This window comes from Acinetobacter sp. B-6 (assembly GCF_056930735.1).
In genome coordinates, this window is record NZ_JBXPBY010000005.1 from 182,434 (window position 1) to 203,671 (window position 21,238).

Consider the following 21,238-nt stretch of genomic DNA (forward strand, 5'->3'; position numbering starts at 1 on the left):
ACTCATTTAAATATTAGAAGCGTTGTAACAAATATTATTTATAAACCATAGCTTTTCGCCATTAGGAGTTTGAACTTTTATTTCATCATCTACAGACTTACCTAAACAAGCCTTTGCTATAGGAGACTGGAGAGAAATATAGTCTTTACGACCATAAATTTCTTCATCTCCGACAATACGAAATTTAATGGTCTCACCATCATCATTTTCCAATTCAACCCAAGCACCAAAATAGGCTTTACCATCTTGCTCAGGGCTATATTCAACTTTATGCGCAACTTCAAAAAGCTTAGTTAAGTATCTAATTCTACGATCAATTTCACGCAATTTTCTTTTATTATAGATATAATCAGCGTTTTCCGACCGATCGCCGAGACTGGCTGCCCAAGATACTATTTTAGTAATTTCGGGACGTTCTTTACGTACTAAATCATTTAACTCATCATGTAAGCGTTGATAACCTTCAGCAGTTAATAGTTTACGATTCAAGACAAATACTCCAATGCTTTACGTAAGGCATCTAATGTTGAAACTTTAAAAACAGGCTTATTAGATTCATCGATTAGCTCACCAAAATGAGTTGGTTTAAGATTCCATTTTTTTTGGAAATCAGTAGATAATAAATACTGTAATGCTCGTACTTCTTGATCAGAAAGCTTAAATGATTCATCAGGTATCATATTCTTATGATCATAAATATCAATCCTTTGTTTGGGTGGAATGATTTCGCGGATCATTTGCTGTGCTTCTTTTAACTCAGATGCCATAATACGTACAAGCAACTGATGTTTGGGGTTTTGAATTTCTTCAATCCACGCATTGTCTGCTTGAGATGGTTTAGTCAATTTAGGATTCTGTGATGAAACATCTACAAAGCTTTGAATCAGTGTTCTATATTTTTCACCTGTCTTATTTCTGATGCTTTGCGCTTTAGGAACTCCTCGATTAAATCCTAAATTAGCAATAGTACTTACAGAAAAATCCTGAATTCCACGTTCCTGTTGCTCAATACATACTTCATAGATTGCATCTAGTGATTGTTGGATTTTAAGTGATGAGCCATGTTTTAATTTATTTAGTAACTCTTCAGGATTCATGACTTGCCTCAATCAAAGTTGGTGAATTATGTAGAATGAGTTCAATTTCTGATTTTGAAATTTGTTCAGATTCAGAAAGTTCTATTAGTTTAAGCTCGCCATCTATAACACTTTGCACTTTATCCCAAGATTTTAGGCGGCTCATCAATAGTTTAAAAATTTGATTCCCTGCCGAAAGTTGCTGTTCTTTAGATAACATGAATAAAGCAGGCATAATTTCATTAAACATCGCCATTTTATCAATGAGCTGAGTTCTAGGGTAAATGGCTTGATCTGCATTACAAGATTTATAGATGACTGCATTTTCACAGACTTCTTGTAATTGTTGATAATGGCTCACTTCTTCCATTTCTAAAACTAACTCTGCATTTGAAGTAGTAATGAGTGATAATGTATCCGAATTTTCTAATAATGCATTGTTATTAACGAGCTTGTGACATTTTGTAATGTGGCTGTAAGCTGACTGGATATCGCATAAAAGCATATCCAATTTTTTTGCAGCAGTTTCATATTCTGATTCGAAATTTCGTAGTTCAGTCTCGAGCTTTGATCTTTTCAAAGCACCTTCAAATTTTTGTTGCTTCAGATTGGCTACATATTCTTCTTTTTCAATATTATCAATTTCTTGATTAATCTGATTGATTTTAAGTTGTAACTTTGAGCATATTTTAGATTGGAGTAATATCTCATTTGTAATTGCCAATAAGCCTCCGATAAAGGCAGGTCCAGTAATGAAATGTCTACAACGTATACAATTCTGAGTTCCTAAATAACCTTGAGGTGTAGGAGTATAGAACGAACTACTTTTTATTGACTCCCCACCATCCTCACACCTAGAAGCTGCAAAAGGGCAAATACCATAATCTCTAAAAATAAAATTACCTGCAGGAACCTCATTAGATAAAGCTTGCAGTAATTCTAAATTATTGCCAACCAATTGGTTTTTAACACTTTCAATTTTATTTTGCTCAATTGTTCTTTGGATAGATTCAACTTCAGATTTTAAGGCTATTTTCTCGCCTTCTTCTAATCGAGTTCTAATGTCATGATTGGAAACTTTGCAATAATAGATCGACATAATTACGGAGCTATGACCCACGATTTTCATCACTATTTCAATTGGCATACCCATTTCAAGCACATAAGCCGTAATGAGGCTTACACGCATGCTATGGGGCGTATATTTAGACTTATATGAACCTAAAACTGCTCTGTTTCCTTCAAGTGTAGTTAAGCAAAGATTTGAGGGCTGTATATTATAAAGAGCAGCTGCTAATCTCGGGGTTAATGCATTTCCGACATTCGCCGCTTCAAAATCATTAAAGCGTCTAAAAAGAAAACAATTCAATCCTTTGGCTTTTCTTTGTACCTCATTTAAATTTGTTCTTTGGCAATCAATCCAAGCACTCGGATATGCAATAGGATTATATTTTTGTTGCCATTTTCGTAGTTTAATTAACCAATATACTAAATCTTCGGGGATCCACGGAATTGTATAGCCTTGCCCATTGTTATTTGTTTTATTTGTAGTGGTAAACATACCTGTTTGACCATCAGACATTCTTTTTATGAATGATTGTGCTTTGGTCAATCCAGAAAGTGGGGAATTATTTTTTTGCCAAATGATCTTGTTTTGCTGATCTAAATCAGCAATATACTCATCAGCTTCGCCAGAATCATTATAGGCGATTTGCCGTCCTCTTAAGGGAACTTTGGTAAGTGCATAAGTATGAATCCAATCTGTTGGACACCATAAATATGGTTGATTATCAATGACACGGTAAACACAATCTAAATCATGTAAATCTAATTGATCAATGCTTACTTTTATCCAATCTGCATCGAATCTATGAAGATGCTCTAAATCTTGGAAATTTTTTGCACTGGGTGGAATAATCCATTCTTGGGCTTTTTTGACAAAATGATATTGTAAGCATGGCTTTGCTGTTTCAGAGCGGATTGAGCTAGATGATATATTTTGTTGATTTAATAAAAGGGAAAATGGATTGCGAGCATTATCAACACGAACAATTTCACCTGTTTCTTCATCTTCAATCGTTAAATCATTGTCAATAATGTAATCTAAGAACTCATTAACATAAACGACTAGTTTCCTCCTCATTGGTTCTGATTCTATATTTTCGAGTAAATCACGAAAGGGTTTTACATCGAATTTTTCTTGAATGAGAAAGGCGTGTGGAGATTTGCTTTTATCAAATTGTTCGATATAAAGACGAACAAAACGACACAACTGAGATTCTTTAGTCCCACCACCACGAGCTTTAGTCATGAACTCTTTGATCTTAATTGCCCAAGTGACATAGTCAGTAGAAATAAAATCTGGCTTAAATGGTTCTGTTTTACCTAAAAATTTGTACCAGTTTTCCCATTCATTTGGATATGCAGTTTGTGGATCAAGCGGAAGGCTAGAATCATTTAGTTTTAAAATAAAACTTTTGTATTCTTTAGCATTTTTAAGATTTCTGTTTTCTACTAAACTTTTTAGTTCTGAATACGTAATAAAATCGACTATATCAAAAAAATCTTTATAACTGATCCACTCATCATAAATTCTTTCAGGGTGTGCAGGCAGGCCATATTCTCTATAATTTTGCCTATACGACACAGAATTAAAAATACCAGCATTTTTACAGAATTGCTTTAAAGAATCTAAATCGGGAAAAGTCGAAAATTCTTTATTAAATCTCTTACTTTTGATTTGCCGAATTGCTTGAGGTTTTATCATTGAATCTCTCTCAATTTTTCTTGTACTTCTTCAAGTGTTGGCTTGATGTAAACAAGGCATGATGTTGGACTTTTATGATGCATTGCTTTTTGAATTTCGATTTGATTTAAGCCAGCCAGCCGTGCTCGAAAACCATAAGCATGTCGATGTCCGTGCTCAGTTGTTCCATGATCTTTTTTACAAATGAGTCCGATACGCTCGACTGCATTTTTATGTAATCTTTGAAAATTTTTAATAGTTTCAGGTTCAACTAAACTATTAGTAAATGTAAAAGGGTGTGGATTACTTTTTGATGGTTCAATTCTTTGAAATTTTAGGTAGTTTGCCCATATCAATAAAAACTCTTTAGCTTTATCTGGTGGATTAAATACAACTTCAAAATAGCCTTGTTTAGATGTAAGTAATGGGTTTTTCCATCCAGCATATAAACGTTCGGTAAATGGGTAGTTATCTCTAGGTTTGAAGGATGTTTTTGATAAAAGAAATTCACGTCTATTTTTGAAATGAGGATCAGGAGCTACACCTAATTCAGGATGATAAACACGAACAAGAGCCTCTTGAGGGCGATTTGGATTTAATGTGATATCCGAAGTGTATATATGAAAAATTTCACTTTTCCTAAGCCCTCCATAATTCATCAACATCGTAATCGCTTGCGATTTGTAGTCGTATTGTCCATTTTTTTCAAACCCTAAGTAAATCAGTCTTTCGATTTGATCTTCAGGAAAACGGACTGCATATTCAAAATCAATCAACTCTTCATTGAATGAGCCAACCAAACGAACTTGTTGTTGTGATAAATCTTTTTTAGTTAAATGATTCAGAAAGACATTTGCTTGTTTATGATAATAAGCACACCAATTTAAACGTTCTTCATAGCTTGTAGCTTTGCGAAATGGATTTACACGAGTTGTTGAATGTTCATCCTGCAACATCAGAAAATCTGTGTAATGGGTAATATGAAATAATAGATTATTGGTATCTCTGATTGTGCGTGGTCGCCAATAAAGTTCAAGAGCATCAGTACGGGTTGATGGATCAATTGTGCCTGTGATCAACGCTTCAGTGAAAGCTTTGAGTAATTTAGTAGCATTCTCAATTTGTGGAACAGAATTTATATACTTCAATAAAAGTTTAAGTGCATAACAAGATCTTTCTTTCCATGATTCACTTTTTGAATTAAACCAAGCCAAATAGCGCAAATGAGAAATGATGACTCCTTTCTCAGTCAAGATACAAGGCAAGACCAAGGTGGTTTGAGTAGAACAATCTTTGTAATTCACACTAATTTTTTTAACGTATGACATAATAATTTTATCAGAGAATTATTTTAATATATTTAGTTTAAAATTATACATTGTCAACAAATATTTATTATTTTATACTGTTTTTTAATTAATAAATATTAAATAAAATCAGCATCTTATTTTTAGGTGATTTTTATTTTAATTTGGGTTGGTAGGCTTAGATATATTAATTATGTAGTGTGTTATTATGTGGTGTATATTTGTATTAATTTAAAGCAATGATTTTATTTTTTTTAAATGGTGTTTTAGTGTTTGGAAAAAAGTTTATTATTTATAAAATATTATATACTAATAATATATATAATTATTTTAAGTCTGTATGAATAAAATTAGATTTTAAATGAGATATCTTTATGTGGTGCCTCCTAAAATAAGAAGACACTACTGACATGATTTTTAAATGGAAAAATGGATTTAAGATGAAGTATTATAAACCATTAATTTAATTAGACAGGAACCATATCTATATCCTCAGAACGCTCAGATAGAATTTGCTGTGCTTGTTCTGCTAAAATCCAAGCCATAGGATGTTTAGCTTGATCTAAAGAATGATTTTTAAAGTCTGGAAGCTGATTTTTTTTAATTTGTAGTCTTTTAAGGCACAAAGCAAGCAAAAATTCTGACAGACCTGAAGATTCTTTACTATCAGGATGCTGTAACATTCTTTCAAGGAGGGAGCCGATAATTTTACTTTGAGCATCACTACTACTGTAATCTAACTCCTTAGATTTTGCAGATCTTAATACACTAGCTTGAATAATACCTTCATTGAATCTATCAAAAAGTAATGGGTCAAGTTGTCGAATAATATAACCATCACCTAATGGTTTTATTCCACTCTTATTTATCTCGGTTCTCAATTTCTGTAATATTGAAGATATTGTGAAGTAGACTGGTGCATGATGCCTAAACTCATCGCTATTATCACTTTTATCCCAAAATGCAAAAGATTTTCCTAAAACAAATGGATCATCCTTAACTGTATTAATAAATAAAGATTCACCTAAGCCTTTTATGTCTACAGATCTACAATTTTTTAACAATTGGATGCGTGTATCTATTACTGCCTGTAATGCATTATTTTGTGCATATTTTGGAAATACACTATTAAGTAGATCAAGTTCTTTATCCCAAATTATCTCTTCGTGTTCATTAATTGGAAGAAGAATCTTTTCAATGATATGAATGGTATGATGACCTGATAGTCCAGTTGAAAAGCGTAGATCTCTTTGTAATTTTTCAAGTTCACTTTCACTATTATATTTGGCAAAACCAATTACATATGTTATTGGGTAATCGTGAAATTTTCTTAATTCTCTACTAATATTTAGTAGAGCTTTTCCAGACTCTAATGAACCTGCAACAACAATGATGCCTTTATTTATTATTGCCTCACTAGGTATTTGTCCATGATGAATATCAACAGGTAATCCTTTTTCTGCTACAGTTTGTTTAATAAACTCAGCCAGTTCTTTTGCACCTTGGTCATTACAAGAAAGAATACAGTCAGTGTTTAAAGGAAAATGTCTGTTTATGAACTTGTTTATTACCTTTTGCTGGAAGCAGGTATTGAGAATAATTTTACTCACATCAATAAAATATTCTGGAGTTCTAGTTTTTTTACCATCGATGCCATCAAAAAGACATTTAAAAACATCAAGGCTTTTATAATCATGTATTAAACTGCGTAATTGTTTATCAGAATCGATTGCAACAGGTAAATAAGACTCTGTCCGTGGTGCAGAAAAATCAAATCTATCTTTACCTAGAGCCACTGGAACGGATGTTTTTTCTGAACACAATGGACACTTATCTTCAGAATAAGACTCAAAATTTTCGAATGATGTACTAGCATAATTGTGTCGATATTTCTCAAATTCCACTAGTACATTTTGCGATTCCCTATTTTCTTGAGTCATAATTATAGTTATAAAATTCGCTTGATCTAATAAGCCAGGACGTTTCAATTCTTTGTAGAGTCCATTACTTGTAGAAGCAGAAATTAAAACTAAAGTATCACTATCAGACCTAAATTGATAATCCTTAAAACGACCATAGCTTCCAAAAGAATCAATAGGAATTATTTCATTACTTTTATTAAAAGATCTTATCAAATTGGATAATTCAAATGCTAAGGAATATATACCTGAAGTATCTATGTATATTTTTTCAACTTTTTTAGGTAAAAGTTTCAAAAGGTTGGTTGCAATAAATGATATTTCTGGAGATGACTCAAGTATATTTCTGACATCAATAAATTTAGTTGTATGTTTACCAGATGGCTTTACAAAATGTATGTTTGCGTGAGAGTTAATAACTAAATTTCTATTTTCTATAATATTTAGCAACCCTATCTCAAGAATTTTCTGTATTTCATCTTTGTTGAAAATACAATCTGATTTGTCGTATGTATTTAGCTCAAAATTTCCATTGAAATTTATAAAGCATGTATGAAAATTCAGTTCCTGAAAACTATTTATTCTATCTTTAAGAGCCTCCTGTGAGTCTTTATTAAGTAGTTTTTCAGAAACATCCTCTTTATTGAATAGAGGGGTTATAAATATAATGTCCTTAGCAAAAATTAATGATTTAAATTGAGCTAATACTTCGCTAAAAAATGTTTCCAAACAAAGGTCTCTGCCTGAATAAAAGCAAACAATAAGATTTGATTTATCTTCGCTAAGCTGAGATTGATAGAAATAAAAACTTTTCATCGTAATGGTACCAAAATACTAATAGCTAAGCCTTCCGCATGAGCTAATTTTTTATATTCATCTCTAGATTTAGTAATTTCATCATATAACTCAAGAGGAATATTCTCTGCTTCAGTCAATCGATTAATTTTAAAATCACGAAATAAAGAAATGTGGCCAGTTCGCAATGATAAGAAACCAGATCTTTTATCTAAAATTGTTCGAACATTATGTAAGCCTCGACCATAACCTTGAAACTCACTTTTAGATGTTTTACCTTTCGCAAAAGCTTCTTCAACTACTTTAACTTCATCTCGGATCTCAAATTTATAATCACTGTTGGCTTTAAGCGTTTTAAAAATTCCTTCACCACTATCAAATATTGAAATCTCTAGAAAATGAAGAGTACCTTTATTACTTTTAATATTATTTAAATAATCAGTCATAGGTGTATTGAAACCACTTATTGTTTCAATCTCATCTGACCTATTTATACGTTTATAGTCTATAATTAAGGCTCTAACAGATCTTTTAACTTTTCCCGTATTAAATTCACTTTTCCCATGTTGTTCGGTATTTTCTATTAGTTCATGAATTGCCAATGCCAAGCTATTAATTTCTTCAATGCTTATTTCTGTTTTTGGATGAAATCTATGGATAACTCTATTTAGCAATGTTGCATAAAAATCACTACTAGCTAATGTATTACTTCCCTCAGGGAAGTAGAAACAGCTAGGAAATGCATATTTCTTTATTGAGTGATCAACGGCGAACATCTGAACTCTATGGTTCTGTTCTAAAATAGATTGGTTGAGTCTATCCTGTATCTTTCGATTAATTTTAGATTTCAATTCTACATTTTCTTTTTTTCCATCAATAACTTTATCTTTTTCATAGACATTATTTGACATTAGAAGTGCTGTTAAACATTCGGGGTGTTCTAAAAATTCATCAATAGAATTTTCTTTATATGTAGAATCAAATTGATAAAATTTAATTATTTTATCAGGATTATATTTAAGAGAGGTTATGAATATTTGGCATATTCTAGCTAATAATCCTAGTCTTAATTTTTTGAAATTTATAGGTAAATTTATGGTCTTGGAATTAATCTGTTCATAAAGCTTTTCTAACTCATCATTAGTTAAATCTGTAGTGACTTTCATTGATAATTTCTCATTCTAAAATGACTCTGAATCAGATTTTTTCGAAATAAAATTGATATGGGTCAAATATTCAGGATAATAATTTAAATTTCATGATCGGTAAATTATTTGTAAACTCTATGTGAGGTTCTCAATCCTCATAATTTCTACCATCTCAATAACAGTAAAGTAAGATTAAACTATATTAAGCGACTAATTTCTATGACAAAGTGAATAAAACAAGTTATCTAATATATGCAGACCAATTCTTGCTGCTATGCCTTTAGTAAGACCGGTTTACATATGGAGCAGCTGCCATGGCTTTATCTGAAGTTATCAGATCATGCTTAGATAAAGCTTTATATCTTTAAATAATAAAGAAATAAACATAAATTTTCTACTTTTGACTTTAGCCCCTTGGGTGAATTTTTATGAAAATAAAAATACTATAACTCTTATTTTTCTTTTTAGATAGAAGCTTAAGTTGGGAACTCGAGTAACAAGTGATTTTATACTGAAGAATGATTTTGGGTTTATAACTGACCCAATATACTATTTATTACATATTTAGAGGTGTTTACATCCTTCTTCATAAATTTTCTTTTGTTTTTTTCTTCATGAACTTTATAAATAGTATGTTTTATTGATGGGTTATAATATCAATACAATAAACAACTGCTGAGAAAGATTGATCGTCGTGTGCGCTACTTAGGTAAACGTTTAGAAGAATTACGTATCGTAGATTTTGCACCCGAGCAAGAAGGAAAAGTCTATTTTGGTGCATGGGTCGAGATAGAAAACGATGAAGGGGAATCGAAAACTTTGCGGATTGTCGGTGTTGATGAAATTTATGACCATCACCCCCAACATATTTCTATTGACTCACCGATGGCAAGGGCTTTGCTCTCTAAACAGGTAGATGATGAAGTTGAAGTGATGACACCTTTAGGAAAAAAGCTTTGGTATATCAACTCAATTCGTTATGAAAAGCATGAAATTTCAGCAAATTAACAGGATTTGATTTTATTTTGTACATTCGAGAGTGAAAATATAGAAAAAGATTTGCCAAGTCGTGTTTTTATTTATATGATAGCCGCCATTGGAAGCGTGGCAGAGCGGTTTAATGCACCGGTCTTGAAAACCGACGAGGGTGTGAGTCCTCCGTGAGTTCGAATCTCACCGCTTCCGCCAAATATCTTAAAGGGAATCAAATGCATAGTTTGATTCCCTTTTTCTTTGGCACTATTCGAAATTTTAGCGATCTCTTCTTTGTTCTTATCAGAATGGGTTTGTTGCACAAAGATTTATAATTTGAAGCATCCCTCAACTTACTCAAATTTAAGTGACAACTTGGTCATGAGGTTGTCCTAACTCTATAAATCTATTAAGCACGACCACACGTGCATGAATTTCATTGACTTGGTTTTGAAAGTTTCTTGAATGTAGTCGATCGCCTAATAATTTGATGCAATACATCTTGGTTTCGACCAAACTCCGCCGATGTTAGCCTGACCATTTTTTCTATAGTGTCCTACCTAAAAGTTTAACTGTTCGAAGTAATTCATTTCACTCTTGCGAATGCGCTTTTTTATCTTTCCAATGCTTTGCATTTTTTCTGGGTGGAATAACTACATGGGCTTGCCGATCTGCAATGACCTGACGGCATTGTTTTGTGTCATAAGTCCCGTCTGTATAAACTGAATCACTCACATTGTTTTTGTGGGCTGAACTGTATGTGTTTGCAGAGTTTCGGGATCAATACCAATATGTAATTTACGCCATTATCGACGATGTTCAGGCTAATGTTTCTTGCGCTTCCATTCACCTTCGCCTAAAAACTTTAAACCAGTAGAGTCGACAAGTAGATGTAACCCATCACTACTTTTTTGATAGCCGATTGAAAGATCAATATGCCTTTGTCTTCTACAGAGGATGGAATAATCTAGTGCTGTCCAATCCAAGCCAAAAGTTCAATGAGACTTTGAACAAAGCCAGCGACCATAGGTAAAGACAGACGGAATAAAGATTTAATCATTAAGCAACATTGGATTGCTGTGTCAGAGTGAGTTTGATTTCGACTTTGTTTACCTTGTGGTTTTTCATACTACTGAGTATTGGGATCAAACCACATGGCAATATTTCCACGATTAATGAGAGCTTGGTTGTATGAAGAACAATTCAGAGTACGATAAATTTTAGGAGTAGGCTTATTCATTTGAAAATTATATTGTGAAATCAGCCTTTAGAGATTGGCTTGTGCAATAAAACCCATTTTTTGAAAAAAATAAGATCCGTACTGTGAATTATATATTATCCATCTCAAAATGTGACTTCATAATTAAATAGCTTTTATTCACAAGATGTTGTTAAAACAACACTGATTTAAAAAAATGATGAAATATAAACAATAACTTGAACACATTTTTATCTAAGGGATTGAAAATTATTAATAATTAATATTGGCATAAAAGCTGCTCAATACAAGTGATATGAAATTGGAAATATCCTAAGGAATACCTATGTCACTTGTTATCGATAAAAAAGAAAATTCTAAGGAATTTGTAAAAAGCACTTTATCTGAAATTTGGGTTACTCGATGTCCAGTCCCAACAGCAACAGGTATCTCACTAAAACGTGGAACACTGATCAAAAAGTTTGAACAGCATGGTATTGATGTTGCTGTTTTACAAGATGCCCGTAAAGGTCTGTCTGTTCATCATTTTGATCATCAACTGCCAGCATTATTTCGTGAAGGTGGAAATGTTCCAGCATTAGCTGCTCGTTCTGAAGGTGCTCCAAGTCGACTCATTGGTTTGACATGGATTGATGAATGGCAGGTAATTATTGTTCGCCCTGATTCTGAAATCAGAGAACCGGAGCATTTAAAAAATGTAAAAGTTGCTTTACCTGAATATGCAGACAAACGGGCAGGTAGTATCTTTAGAGCGATGTCTTTACAGGGTATTCGAGGTGCTTTGCAACTCGCAAATTTAACCTTCCGTGATGTGGATTTTATTGAAGTCCCTGAACGAGCGGAATCGAATACACAACAACGTGATGCCAGTACCTATTGGTCTGGATTAGATGCGTTAATCACTGGTGAAGTTGATGCCGTTTATGTAAAAGGGGCATCTGCTGTTGAAGCAGCGACAAAACGCGGTTTAAAGGTTGGAATTGATCTGGATCAATTTGAAGATGTGACCTCCCGTGTAAACAATGGTACGCCTCGTCCTATTACCGTACATGAAGATTTGTTAAAAGATCACTTTGATGTCGTCGTTGATTTTCTCGAAGAGCTGTTTGATACCGCAGATTGGGCTCAAGATCATTTAGATGAAGTGCTGGTTATTCTTGAAGATGAAACGATTGCAGGCGCAGAGAGTGTCGCGACAGCCTACCGTAATAATTTTCATAAGTCTTTACATCCATCATTAAGTGAAGAGCGTTTAGAGCTTTTAAGACAACAAAAAGATTTCCTTTGGTTACATGGTTTTCTCGAGCGTGATGTCGATATTAATGCTTGGGTCGACCACCGTCCTTTGCTCGAAGTTTTAAAGCGCCGCCAAAATAAGCAATTTTAATAGGATATTGATCATGACAACACTTATTCAAACTCCACTTTCTCCTGAACTCAATGACTTTATCGGATTGAATCGTGAAAAAGCTGAATTTGCTTTTGAAGTATTCCGTGAAACAAGAACAATCACGGCAAATGGAACGGTTAATTTTGTTGAACGTGGACCTGATAATACCTTAGTCACTTTTAACTATGCAGGACCTTGGTCTAAAGATAAAAAAAGCAAAGTACTTGTGGAGACAATTGATGGTGAAGTTTTATTGGGAAGAAAAAATGCAGGTGGGCGTTATAACAAACTTTTTCGCGAGCATGCAGATGTCACCACAATATCTCATGTACACGCGCCGAATTTAGGGGCTTGGGCGCAAACCCATCGTACCTTACCGATTCGTTATGTGCCTGTTCAGCGCTTTCATTTATTTAAAGAACTACCAATTTATATTGATCGCCGTCAAGCAGAAGTAGATTTCATTTTAGATCAACTCAAAGTTGATATCGAACATCGAGCAATTTTAGAAGCCAACGGTGGTGCAACCGTATGGGGACGTCAGGGATTACAAGAAACAGCTGAATTTATTTTGTTACTTGAGGAAGGTGCACAGATTCAGCTACTTGCTGAATTAGCTGGGGGAAGCCGTGAATACGGACAGGGTGTTTTACACCAGCAATGGCGAATGAGTGGTTTAACCGATAAAGCGAAGTCGCTTGGATTACTTCCACTTCATTAGAAATCTGATTCAAATATAAATATAGAGAATACTATGGCTGTAAAACTTTTATGGTACCTCACTTCTCCGGATGGACCATATCCTTGGTTGGAATCTGGGCGGTGGGATACTGATTATGAACACTTGCAACAGATTGCGATTACTGCGGATCGACTTGGTTTTTACGGTTCACTTATGGGTACCAGCGAGTATGAAACACTTGCTGTTGCTGCAAGTTTAATTCCATTTACTGAACGTTTAAAGTTTCTGGTCGCCCAACATCCTGGAGAAGTCCAGCCAGCAGTATTGGCAAAATATGCGCAAACTTTTGATGCATTTTCTAAAGGGCGTTTGTTGTTTAATGTCGTCAATGGAAATGATAAAGGGTTGGCAGCTTTAGGTATTCACTATAATCATGACGATCGTTATGACTTTAGTAAAGAATACTGGACAGCATTTCAACATAACTATTTAGGTGATAGGTCTGGATTTGAGGGGGAGTTTATTCAAATTGCTCCACGTCTAGAAGGTGGATCTCCTATGTCCAAATGGCGTGGTCCAACTCAAAAGCAGGGTGTACCTTTATGGGGAGCAGGAACTTCTACGAAAGGCGTTCAGCATTCTGTTGAATTATTAGATGTGTATTTAAGTTTTGCGAATACGCCTCCGCTGCTTGGAGAAAAGTTCAGCAAAGTTGCCGTTGAGGCGGCAAAAATTGGACGTATTTTAGAGTTTGGCACTCGATTACAAATTATTGTTCGGGAAACAGAAGAAGAGGCTTGGCAGTATGCTCAGTCGTTACTCGACAAGATTGATATAAATTATGCAATTGAAGCGGTTAAACGGCAGCTTCCTTCTGATGAAACTTTTGAGAGTTATCAAAGCTCAAATCCGATCGTTCAAAGAAATCTCACTTTGTTACGACAAGGGGTATTACCTCGCGCAAAAGATTTTGAAATTTATCCTAATGTTTGGACGGGACCATCTTTATTTGGTTTTGATATTTTAAACCCAGCAGCAGGTACTGCCTTGGTTGGTAGTGCTGAAAATATTGCTGAACGAATTAAAGAATACGAAAGCTATGGTGTATCAGCCTTTATCTTATCTGGTTTTCCTTTAATTGGAGAAGCCTATCGTGTAGCTGATTTATTGTTCCCTTTATTAGAGCTAGATCATGGTTTTGAGTTACCTAAACTCAATAAAAATTCATCCATTGATTCTCTCTTGAATCAAGAAATTGCAGTTTAAGGGAGAAAAAATGAACAAAATTACACGTCGAGAATTGATTAAACAAACTGGATTAGGTGTTGGAGCTGTTGCTGCAATTAGCCTTATAGGATGTTCTAAAACTGATTCTTCAACTTCTGAGAATGCTCCTGCAAGCACAGCTCAAAATGATGCGCCGAAAAAAGGTGGTGTGATCAAAATTGGAGTGATCAATGGTAATCAAGCAGGTAATTTAGACGCGCATAAACCTATTGGTATGTCTAGCGCATTCAGAGGGTGGCCTTTATATGCAAAATTATGGGAATGGGGCAGAGATATTCAGCCTAAACTTGCACTTGCTGAATTTGCAGAACCAAATAATGATGGGACGAAATGGACCATTCGCCTAAAAAAAGGACTCGAATTTCATCATGGTAAAACGATTACTGCTGATGATGTTATTTTCTCCTTACGCCGTTTGACGGACCCTAAACTCGCTTCTCCATTTGCAGCCTATCTTTATTCTTTGCAAAGGAATGAGATTAAAAAGCGAGATGAATACACAGTTGAGATTCCTTTTACTCAAGGAAAAGGGTTGGTTGCTTTACCTGAGGCATGGATGAGTTGGGGAGGCATCGTTCCTACAGATTATGACCCAGTTAAAAATGTCGTAGGAGCAGGTCCCTTTAAGCTTGACAGTTTTACACCGGGTCAGCGTTCACGCTTTGTCCGTTTTGAAAATTACTGGAAAGAAAATAGACCTTATGCTGATGCAATAGAAATCATTGATTTTAAAGATCAGACAGGGCGTCTTGCTGCTTTGCAATCTGGTCAAATTGACATTGCTTCAGGTGTAAGTGCCGAGCATATTTCTTTAATTCAAGCCAATAAACGATTGAATCTAGTTTCATCTGAAACAGATGCTTGGCAATCTTTTGATATGAATACCTCAAAAGCACCTTTCAATGATCCTCGAGTACGTCAAGCTTTTAGATTGATTGCCAATAGAGATGATTTGGTTAAAAGGGCTTTAGCTGGTCAAGGACGAGTTGCAAATGATCTCTATTCCTTTAGTGATCCCGTGTATGACCACAGTATTTTACAGCGTAAGCAAGATTTAAATAAAGCGAAGGCATTGTTGAAAGAAGCTGGTTTTAGCAATAGCTTGGCGGTTGATTTGTATACAGGTCCAGATAGCAATGCCGCATTGGTTTTTGCTCAGCATGCGGCTCAGGCTGGTGTTATCGTTAATGTCAAACAGGTTGAAGCTGCCACCTTTGCTGATGCTGTAAAACAAGATTGGGCATTTAGTACAGGTTCAAACGTTTCACGACCTTTTTTATTAACTGTTTTACAAATTGATGGGCCTGGTGCGGCAAATAATAAAACTCGATTTAACAATGAACGTTTTACTGAATTGGTTCATACAGCATTACAACAGCCTGATTTGGAAAAACGCAAAGTTCTCATTCATGAAGCACAGCACATTCAACATGAGCAAGGTGGTTTGCTCATTTGGGGTTTTAATCATGTACTCGATGCACATTCTGGCCAAATTGGTGGCGTAACACCAGATCGCACAGGCTTCGCTGCGTGGCGTACAGATGAATTTTGGCGTAGGGGGTGACCGCTATGACAACGCAATCCAGCAAAATAGAGACAGCCATTACACATCAAACAATGACGAGATCATTTGAAATACCCGCATGGTTGCCTTGGTTTTTCACACGCTTGTTGTCAGGTGTATTGGTTGTTTTTGTGATTAGTCTCATTGTATTTATTGCCACACAAGCACTCCCATCTGATCCGGCTCGCGTCATTTTGGGTCCAGAAGCAACGGATGCGACGGTTCAAATACTTCGTGAACAATTGGGTCTGAATGATCCAATATTGATTCAATACTGGCATTGGTTGAGTCAATTATTGCAAGGTAATTTTGGCCGTTCGATTGATTCAAATGTACCTGTTGTGCAGATTATTCAGAATTATTTTGGTAACACCGTTGTATTAACGATCTTGGTTATTGCCATTACTGTACCACTTTCTGTGGTACTGGGTGTGTGGCTTTCACTCCGTCGAGATAGCAAACTAGATCGTATTATTGTTTCTAGCTCTATTCTATTCAAGGCTGTTCCAGGATTTGTGATTGCAATCTGGTTAATGATGTTTTTCTCAACTTCAATCCTGCACATATTACCAGCTGCATCCTTGTTGATTCCAGAACAGTCAGCTTTTAGCCAAATAGAGTTTTTAGTTTTACCGATTTTAACTTTAGCCTTATCGCTTATTCCATATCTGATGCGTTTAGTTCGTGGTTCCATGATTGATGCACTTGAGTCCGACTATGTGACCTCTGCACGATTACGTGGTATTCCTGAGCGACGGATCATATGGAAACATGTTTTACCAAATGCATTGGTGCCAGTGGTGCAGGGAACAGCATTAACGATACGAGTTCTGTTGAGCGGTGCTCTCATCATTGAAGTGGTTTTCAGTTATCCCGGTATTGGTAATGCACTCAATGCAGCAATTGAATTAAGAGATATCCCGACCATTCAAGCAATTGTTTTATTGCTGACCATTTGTGTGGTAGCCGTTAATTTAATTGCAGATTTAATCACGACCTTACTTACACCAAAAATACGAACAGCCAAAAGACATAAAGCTCGTTCGCCTGGTCTTCGTCAAGCATTACGCTTATGGAAGTCGGGTCGACCAATTACAGTAAAACCTGTTGACCGCCGTAATGCGTTAAAGAACATTCAGCAAGGAGGTGGGAAATGAGCTCACTTCATTGGTACCAAAGAAATTTTTTCCAAACATTAATTCGTGAAAGACAAGTACGTTTTGGATTTGTAGTCACGACCTTAGTGTTGATTTTTGCGCTGATTGGACCGCTTTTGGTTCCATTTGAGCCCACTGCTTTAATTGGCATGACATATGGTCCGCCTGAAGGAAAATCGTTTCTTGGATATGATTATATTGGTCATGATGTTTGGTCGCGTGTACTTTCTGGTGGGGCTTCTATTATCTGGATGACACTGGCTGCCAGTTTGGTTGCATTAATTATTGGCTCTAGTTTAGGCATATTCGCTGCTTTTGCTCGAAATAAGATTGATCAGTTCGTGACTTGGCTTACAGATGTTTTTATGGCCTTTCCAGATCTTATATTGGTCTTGCTTATCGTTTCAATGTTAGGTCGGGAACCTTGGCTCATTGTTTTAACGGTTTCAATTGCTTTTATTCCTGGCGTAGTGCGTCTTGCACGAAGCGTTGCACTTAATCTGGTGGAACAAGAATATATCGAAGCAGCCAGAATTCTCGGGTACTCAAAAACCTATATTTTATTTCGTGAAATTTTACCCAACATGTTGACGCCTTTACTCATTCATCTTGGTGTGATGCTGACATGGGCTGTGGGTATGTTATCTGGTTTGGCTTTTCTTGGTTATGGTGTAGCACCTCCAGCAGCCGATTGGGGTCTCATGATTAATGAAAATCGCGCTGGTTTATTGGTGCAGCCGTGGGCGGTATTTGCTCCTGTCATCTTAATTGCTTTATTTGCACTCGGAACCAATGTATTGGCTGAGGGCGTTGGACGTGCAGCAGCTCGGATTGAGGAAAAATAAGCATGGCAGATCTATTTAAAAATACCGTATTAACTGTAAAAGACTTAACCGTGGCATTGATCAACACTGGCAATCATATCGTTTCAAATATTTCATTTAGCCTACGAGAAGGTGAGGTCCTAGGATTAGTAGGAGAGAGTGGTTCAGGTAAAACGACATTATCAAGTGCCTTATTGGGCTATGCACGATATGGAGCCAAGATTATTCAAGGCACAATTGAACTGGATGATCAAGATATTCTCAGTTTAGATGATCATGCTTTGCGTCAGGTTCGCGGTTATAAAATTAGTCATGTCGCCCAAGATCCTGGAACAGCACTCAACCCAGCATTAAGTATTGAACAACATTTATTTGAATTATTAGATGTCCATCAGGCACGGTTATCGAGCGCTGAAAAATACCAAAAGGTTGCCAAAATTTTAAATGAAGTGGGATTGCCGCATGATGAGCTATTTCTAAAGCGTTATCCTCATCAGCTTTCGGGGGGGCAACAACAACGAATTTTATTGGCCTTGGCATTCTTGCTACAGCCACGTTTGATCGTTTTGGATGAGCCAACCACCGCGTTAGATGTGACGACACAGACCTTGGTGTTGAACATCATTCGTAAATTATGTCAGGAGTATAACGTTGCTGCTATCTATGTATCGCATGACTTAACGGTGGTAAAAGATATTGCAGATCGGGTGATTGTTCTGTATTCGGGTCGAATTGCTGAAGATGCGGTATTAACCCAACTATTTGAAACGCCTAAACACCCTTATACGCAAGGTTTACTGAATGCCATTCCCGATGTGGCCATTCGCAAATATTTATCTCCAATTGAAGGGCATGCTCCTTCGCCCAATGAGCGTCCAGTGGGATGTGCTTTTGCGACACGTTGTGCTTTCGCCACAGATATATGTCGTCAAAAACAACCTGAATTAACTCAATTAGAAGATGAATTTGATCCGCATTTTGTTGCTTGTCACCATTCGAATCATGTCGGTGTGATTAATTTTAAAGAGATTGATCATCAAGTGATTGAAAGAGAAGCAGACCGGGACGCTCTATTAAAAGTTGAACATATTCATGCATGGTATGGGCAGCAACAGGCACTTTTTGATATTTCATTTCAACTCAAAAAAGGCGAATGTTTAGCATTGGTGGGTGAATCGGGCTCAGGAAAAACCACTTTATCGCGTGTCATTGCTGGCTTGAATGAAAATGCAGATGGACAAATTACATTAGCAGATGAAGTTTTGTCGTTGCGTGGGCAACAGCGTCATTTGCAGCAGCGGCATAAACTGCAATATATCTTTCAAAACCCTTATAAGGCTCTGAATCCAGCGCATACGATTGGTCAGACATTAATTAAAGTTGTGCAGCATTTCTTTGGAGCATCTCGACAAGAAGCCATAGAAAAAGTCACGCAGGTACTTAAACAAGTCTCTCTACCTATACAAGTTCAGGAACTCTATCCAAGAGATTTATCGGGTGGGGAGCGACAACGAGTGGCTATCGCGCGAGCTTTGCTGTGCCAACCTGATGTTTTGATTTGTGATGAAATCACATCTGCTTTGGATGTTTCAGTTCAGGCTTCTATCTTAAAACTGCTACAAGACCTCCAACAGCAAGGTGTGACCTTACTATTTGTGACCCATAACCTAGGGGTTGTTCGTGCAATCGCAGATCGAGTCGCCGTATTAAAAAATGGACATATTGTTGAATATGGCGAAACAGATCAAGTGCTGAGTCACCCTCAACATACATATACCAAAACTTTGCTTACCCATGCGCCAAGCTTGTTTAAAGACAAGGTACTTGAAGTTTGCGCATAAAAAAGAACAGATTTTCCGGAGTTAACAATGAACGACATTAACCAACGTAATTTTTTAGAATTAGGTAGTATCAGGCATATTCAAAGTGAGCAAGAAGCACTTGATATTGCAAAAGAGGTGGCGGATCAACTGAATCAATTTGCTCGAAACCCTAGTTACAACAAGACTATACCTTATGAACAGGCTCGCTTAATTTCAGAAGCGGGTTTAACTGCGATTATTGTACCCAAGCAATTTGGGGGCTTAGGCGCAAGTATTTCAACCTTGGTCAATGTGGTGAAAATTATTTCATCCGCTGATGGTGGTGTCGGGCAGTTATTACAGATTCACTTCACCATGTTCCGAGGCGTTTTAACGGGCTATGACGAAGACATTCGTGATCAGTTACTGGGTGATATCTTAAGCGGAAAGCGTTTGGGTAATGCACTTGCAGAAGTGGGTGGTAAAGATAAATTTCAGCATAAGACGCGTGTAGAGCGAAATTCAGAAGGGCAATTAATTTTAAATGGCAGTAAATTCTATTCTACGGGCTCTTTACTTGCAGAATGGATTTCCTTATTTGCGGGTAGTGATGATGGACCTGTGTCGATTTTAATTCATCGTGATACGCAGGGAGTGGAGTTGCTTGATGACTGGGATTCGATGGGACAAAATAATAGCGTCAGCGGCACTGTTAATTTTAAAGATGTGATTGTTGATGAACGTTATGTTGCCAAGCGAAATACGGGTGGTTTAGGTACTGTTTTACGTACAGGACTTACATGGCCTCAAATTTTACATGCTGCAATGGACACAGGAATTGCCAAAGGTGCCCTACAAGGCGGGATTGATTATTTACAACATCATGCTCGACCTTGGGTAGAAAGTGGGGTTGATTCGCCTACGCATGAACCTCATATCATCAAACAGATTGGTGAATTCGCTGTTTTGCTTCGTTCAGCTGAGGCATTATTGGATCGTTCAGCACAGATTTTTGAACAACATTTGGCAAATGTAGAAGATGAAGATTTACAAACTGAACTGATTTTATCGGTTGCTGCTACCCGTAGTCAGTCTGATCATGCATCTTTAAAAATTTCGAGTGAAATTTTTGGATTACTTGGGGCAAGTTCAACTTTATCGAAATGGAACCTAGACCGCTTCTGGCGAAATGCAAGAACCCATACCACACATGATCCAATTCGTTGGAGGTTATATCATGTTGGAAATTATTATTTAAATAATATTCCACCAGGAGAATATAACTCCGTGCTTTTAAAGAAGCAGGCGGAAAATGTGACTAAATTTTCTAAGTAAAAGGAAGTCCATAAA

Annotated in this window: 14 protein-coding genes, 1 tRNA gene and 2 pseudogenes; 10 read left to right on the forward strand and 7 right to left on the reverse strand. The window is 36.1% G+C overall.

Annotated elements, in window-relative coordinates:
• Positions 1 to 6: 6 nt before the first annotated feature.
• From greB to AC1Z3T_RS08370, 6 genes are all read right to left on the reverse strand, one after another.
• A complete protein-coding gene (greB, locus tag AC1Z3T_RS08345) occupies positions 7 to 489 on the reverse strand; it encodes a transcription elongation factor GreB (protein WP_419320683.1) in 483 nt (160 codons plus the stop codon).
• Positions 486 to 1,097, reverse strand: coding sequence for a gamma-mobile-trio protein GmtX (gene gmtX, locus AC1Z3T_RS08350; RefSeq protein ID WP_419320685.1), 612 nt, complete (start codon positions 1,095 to 1,097; stop codon positions 486 to 488). The genes greB and gmtX overlap by 4 nt, the downstream gene beginning before the upstream one ends.
• On the reverse strand, positions 1,087 to 3,843 hold the full coding sequence (gene gmtZ, locus AC1Z3T_RS08355) for a gamma-mobile-trio integrase GmtZ (protein ID WP_483396572.1): 2,757 nt from the start codon (positions 3,841 to 3,843) through the stop codon (positions 1,087 to 1,089). Before gmtZ ends, gmtX begins: the two co-directional genes overlap by 11 nt.
• A complete protein-coding gene (gmtY, locus tag AC1Z3T_RS08360; protein WP_419320689.1) occupies positions 3,840 to 5,150 on the reverse strand; it encodes a gamma-mobile-trio recombinase GmtY in 1,311 nt (436 codons plus the stop codon). The genes gmtZ and gmtY overlap by 4 nt, the downstream gene beginning before the upstream one ends.
• 446 nt (positions 5,151 to 5,596) lie before the next feature.
• Positions 5,597 to 7,864: a hypothetical protein gene (locus AC1Z3T_RS08365; RefSeq protein ID WP_419320691.1), complete on the reverse strand. Its 2,268-nt coding sequence runs from the start codon at positions 7,862 to 7,864 to the stop codon at positions 5,597 to 5,599.
• A complete protein-coding gene (locus AC1Z3T_RS08370) occupies positions 7,861 to 9,009 on the reverse strand; it encodes a hypothetical protein (protein WP_419320693.1) in 1,149 nt (382 codons plus the stop codon). The genes AC1Z3T_RS08365 and AC1Z3T_RS08370 overlap by 4 nt, the downstream gene beginning before the upstream one ends.
• 636 nt (positions 9,010 to 9,645) lie before the next feature.
• Between AC1Z3T_RS08370 and AC1Z3T_RS08375 the strand changes: the two are divergent.
• Together AC1Z3T_RS08375 and AC1Z3T_RS08380 are read left to right on the forward strand one after the other, a co-directional pair.
• A pseudogene (locus AC1Z3T_RS08375) lies at positions 9,646 to 9,999 on the forward strand (GreA/GreB family elongation factor); the annotation flags it as partial.
• Between the two features lie 90 nt (positions 10,000 to 10,089).
• Positions 10,090 to 10,179, forward strand: a tRNA-Ser gene (locus tag AC1Z3T_RS08380).
• Positions 10,180 to 10,326: 147 nt separating this feature from the next.
• On the opposite strand, the pseudogene AC1Z3T_RS08385 reads toward AC1Z3T_RS08380, so the two are convergent.
• Positions 10,327 to 11,203, reverse strand: a pseudogene (locus tag AC1Z3T_RS08385) (IS5 family transposase).
• A gap of 304 nt (positions 11,204 to 11,507) precedes the next feature.
• Between AC1Z3T_RS08385 and AC1Z3T_RS08390 the strand changes: the two are divergent.
• From AC1Z3T_RS08390 to AC1Z3T_RS08425, 8 genes are read left to right on the forward strand one after another with little or no spacing between them, the layout of a single operon-like run.
• Positions 11,508 to 12,569 (forward strand): ABC transporter substrate-binding protein, encoded by a 1,062-nt coding sequence (locus tag AC1Z3T_RS08390; RefSeq protein WP_419320695.1) that lies wholly within the window; start codon positions 11,508 to 11,510, stop codon positions 12,567 to 12,569.
• Between the two features lie 13 nt (positions 12,570 to 12,582).
• The gene (locus AC1Z3T_RS08395; protein WP_419320697.1) at positions 12,583 to 13,293 is read left to right on the forward strand and encodes a class II aldolase/adducin family protein; all 711 of its coding nucleotides are present in this window, start codon (positions 12,583 to 12,585) and stop codon (positions 13,291 to 13,293) included.
• A gap of 33 nt (positions 13,294 to 13,326) precedes the next feature.
• Positions 13,327 to 14,520 carry an LLM class flavin-dependent oxidoreductase gene (locus tag AC1Z3T_RS08400; RefSeq protein ID WP_419320699.1) on the forward strand — a complete coding sequence of 398 codons (1,194 nt, stop codon included), beginning with the start codon at positions 13,327 to 13,329 and terminating at the stop codon, positions 14,518 to 14,520.
• 10 nt (positions 14,521 to 14,530) lie between these two features.
• A complete protein-coding gene (locus AC1Z3T_RS08405; protein WP_004829742.1) occupies positions 14,531 to 16,105 on the forward strand; it encodes an ABC transporter substrate-binding protein in 1,575 nt (524 codons plus the stop codon).
• Positions 16,106 to 16,110: 5 nt separating this feature from the next.
• Positions 16,111 to 17,262, forward strand: coding sequence for an ABC transporter permease (locus AC1Z3T_RS08410; protein WP_419320701.1), 1,152 nt, complete (start codon positions 16,111 to 16,113; stop codon positions 17,260 to 17,262).
• The gene (locus tag AC1Z3T_RS08415; protein WP_004829740.1) at positions 17,259 to 18,107 is read left to right on the forward strand and encodes an ABC transporter permease; all 849 of its coding nucleotides are present in this window, start codon (positions 17,259 to 17,261) and stop codon (positions 18,105 to 18,107) included. The genes AC1Z3T_RS08410 and AC1Z3T_RS08415 overlap by 4 nt, the downstream gene beginning before the upstream one ends.
• 2 nt (positions 18,108 to 18,109) lie before the next feature.
• Positions 18,110 to 19,927 carry a dipeptide ABC transporter ATP-binding protein gene (locus tag AC1Z3T_RS08420; RefSeq protein ID WP_419320703.1) on the forward strand — a complete coding sequence of 606 codons (1,818 nt, stop codon included), beginning with the start codon at positions 18,110 to 18,112 and terminating at the stop codon, positions 19,925 to 19,927.
• Between the two features lie 27 nt (positions 19,928 to 19,954).
• A complete protein-coding gene (locus AC1Z3T_RS08425; protein WP_419320705.1) occupies positions 19,955 to 21,223 on the forward strand; it encodes an acyl-CoA dehydrogenase family protein in 1,269 nt (422 codons plus the stop codon).
• The last annotated feature ends 15 nt before the right edge of the window (positions 21,224 to 21,238 follow it).

Bases quoted from the DNA above. Each gene is read 5' to 3' on its own strand.
- AC1Z3T_RS08410 (WP_419320701.1), top strand. From the start codon at position 16,111: ATGACAACGCAATCCAGCAAAATAGAGACAGCCATTACACATCAAACA.
- AC1Z3T_RS08425 (WP_419320705.1), top strand. From the start codon at position 19,955: ATGAACGACATTAACCAACGTAATTTTTTAGAATTAGGTAGTATCAGG.
- AC1Z3T_RS08390 (WP_419320695.1), top strand. From the start codon at position 11,508: ATGTCACTTGTTATCGATAAAAAAGAAAATTCTAAGGAATTTGTAAAA.
- gmtX (WP_419320685.1), bottom strand. From the start codon at position 1,097: ATGAATCCTGAAGAGTTACTAAATAAATTAAAACATGGCTCATCACTT.
- AC1Z3T_RS08370 (WP_419320693.1), bottom strand. From the start codon at position 9,009: ATGAAAGTCACTACAGATTTAACTAATGATGAGTTAGAAAAGCTTTAT.
- gmtZ (WP_483396572.1), bottom strand. From the start codon at position 3,843: ATGATAAAACCTCAAGCAATTCGGCAAATCAAAAGTAAGAGATTTAAT.
- AC1Z3T_RS08395 (WP_419320697.1), top strand. From the start codon at position 12,583: ATGACAACACTTATTCAAACTCCACTTTCTCCTGAACTCAATGACTTT.
- gmtY (WP_419320689.1), bottom strand. From the start codon at position 5,150: ATGTCATACGTTAAAAAAATTAGTGTGAATTACAAAGATTGTTCTACT.
- AC1Z3T_RS08420 (WP_419320703.1), top strand. From the start codon at position 18,110: ATGGCAGATCTATTTAAAAATACCGTATTAACTGTAAAAGACTTAACC.
- AC1Z3T_RS08405 (WP_004829742.1), top strand. From the start codon at position 14,531: ATGAACAAAATTACACGTCGAGAATTGATTAAACAAACTGGATTAGGT.
- AC1Z3T_RS08415 (WP_004829740.1), top strand. From the start codon at position 17,259: ATGAGCTCACTTCATTGGTACCAAAGAAATTTTTTCCAAACATTAATT.
- AC1Z3T_RS08400 (WP_419320699.1), top strand. From the start codon at position 13,327: ATGGCTGTAAAACTTTTATGGTACCTCACTTCTCCGGATGGACCATAT.
- AC1Z3T_RS08365 (WP_419320691.1), bottom strand. From the start codon at position 7,864: ATGAAAAGTTTTTATTTCTATCAATCTCAGCTTAGCGAAGATAAATCA.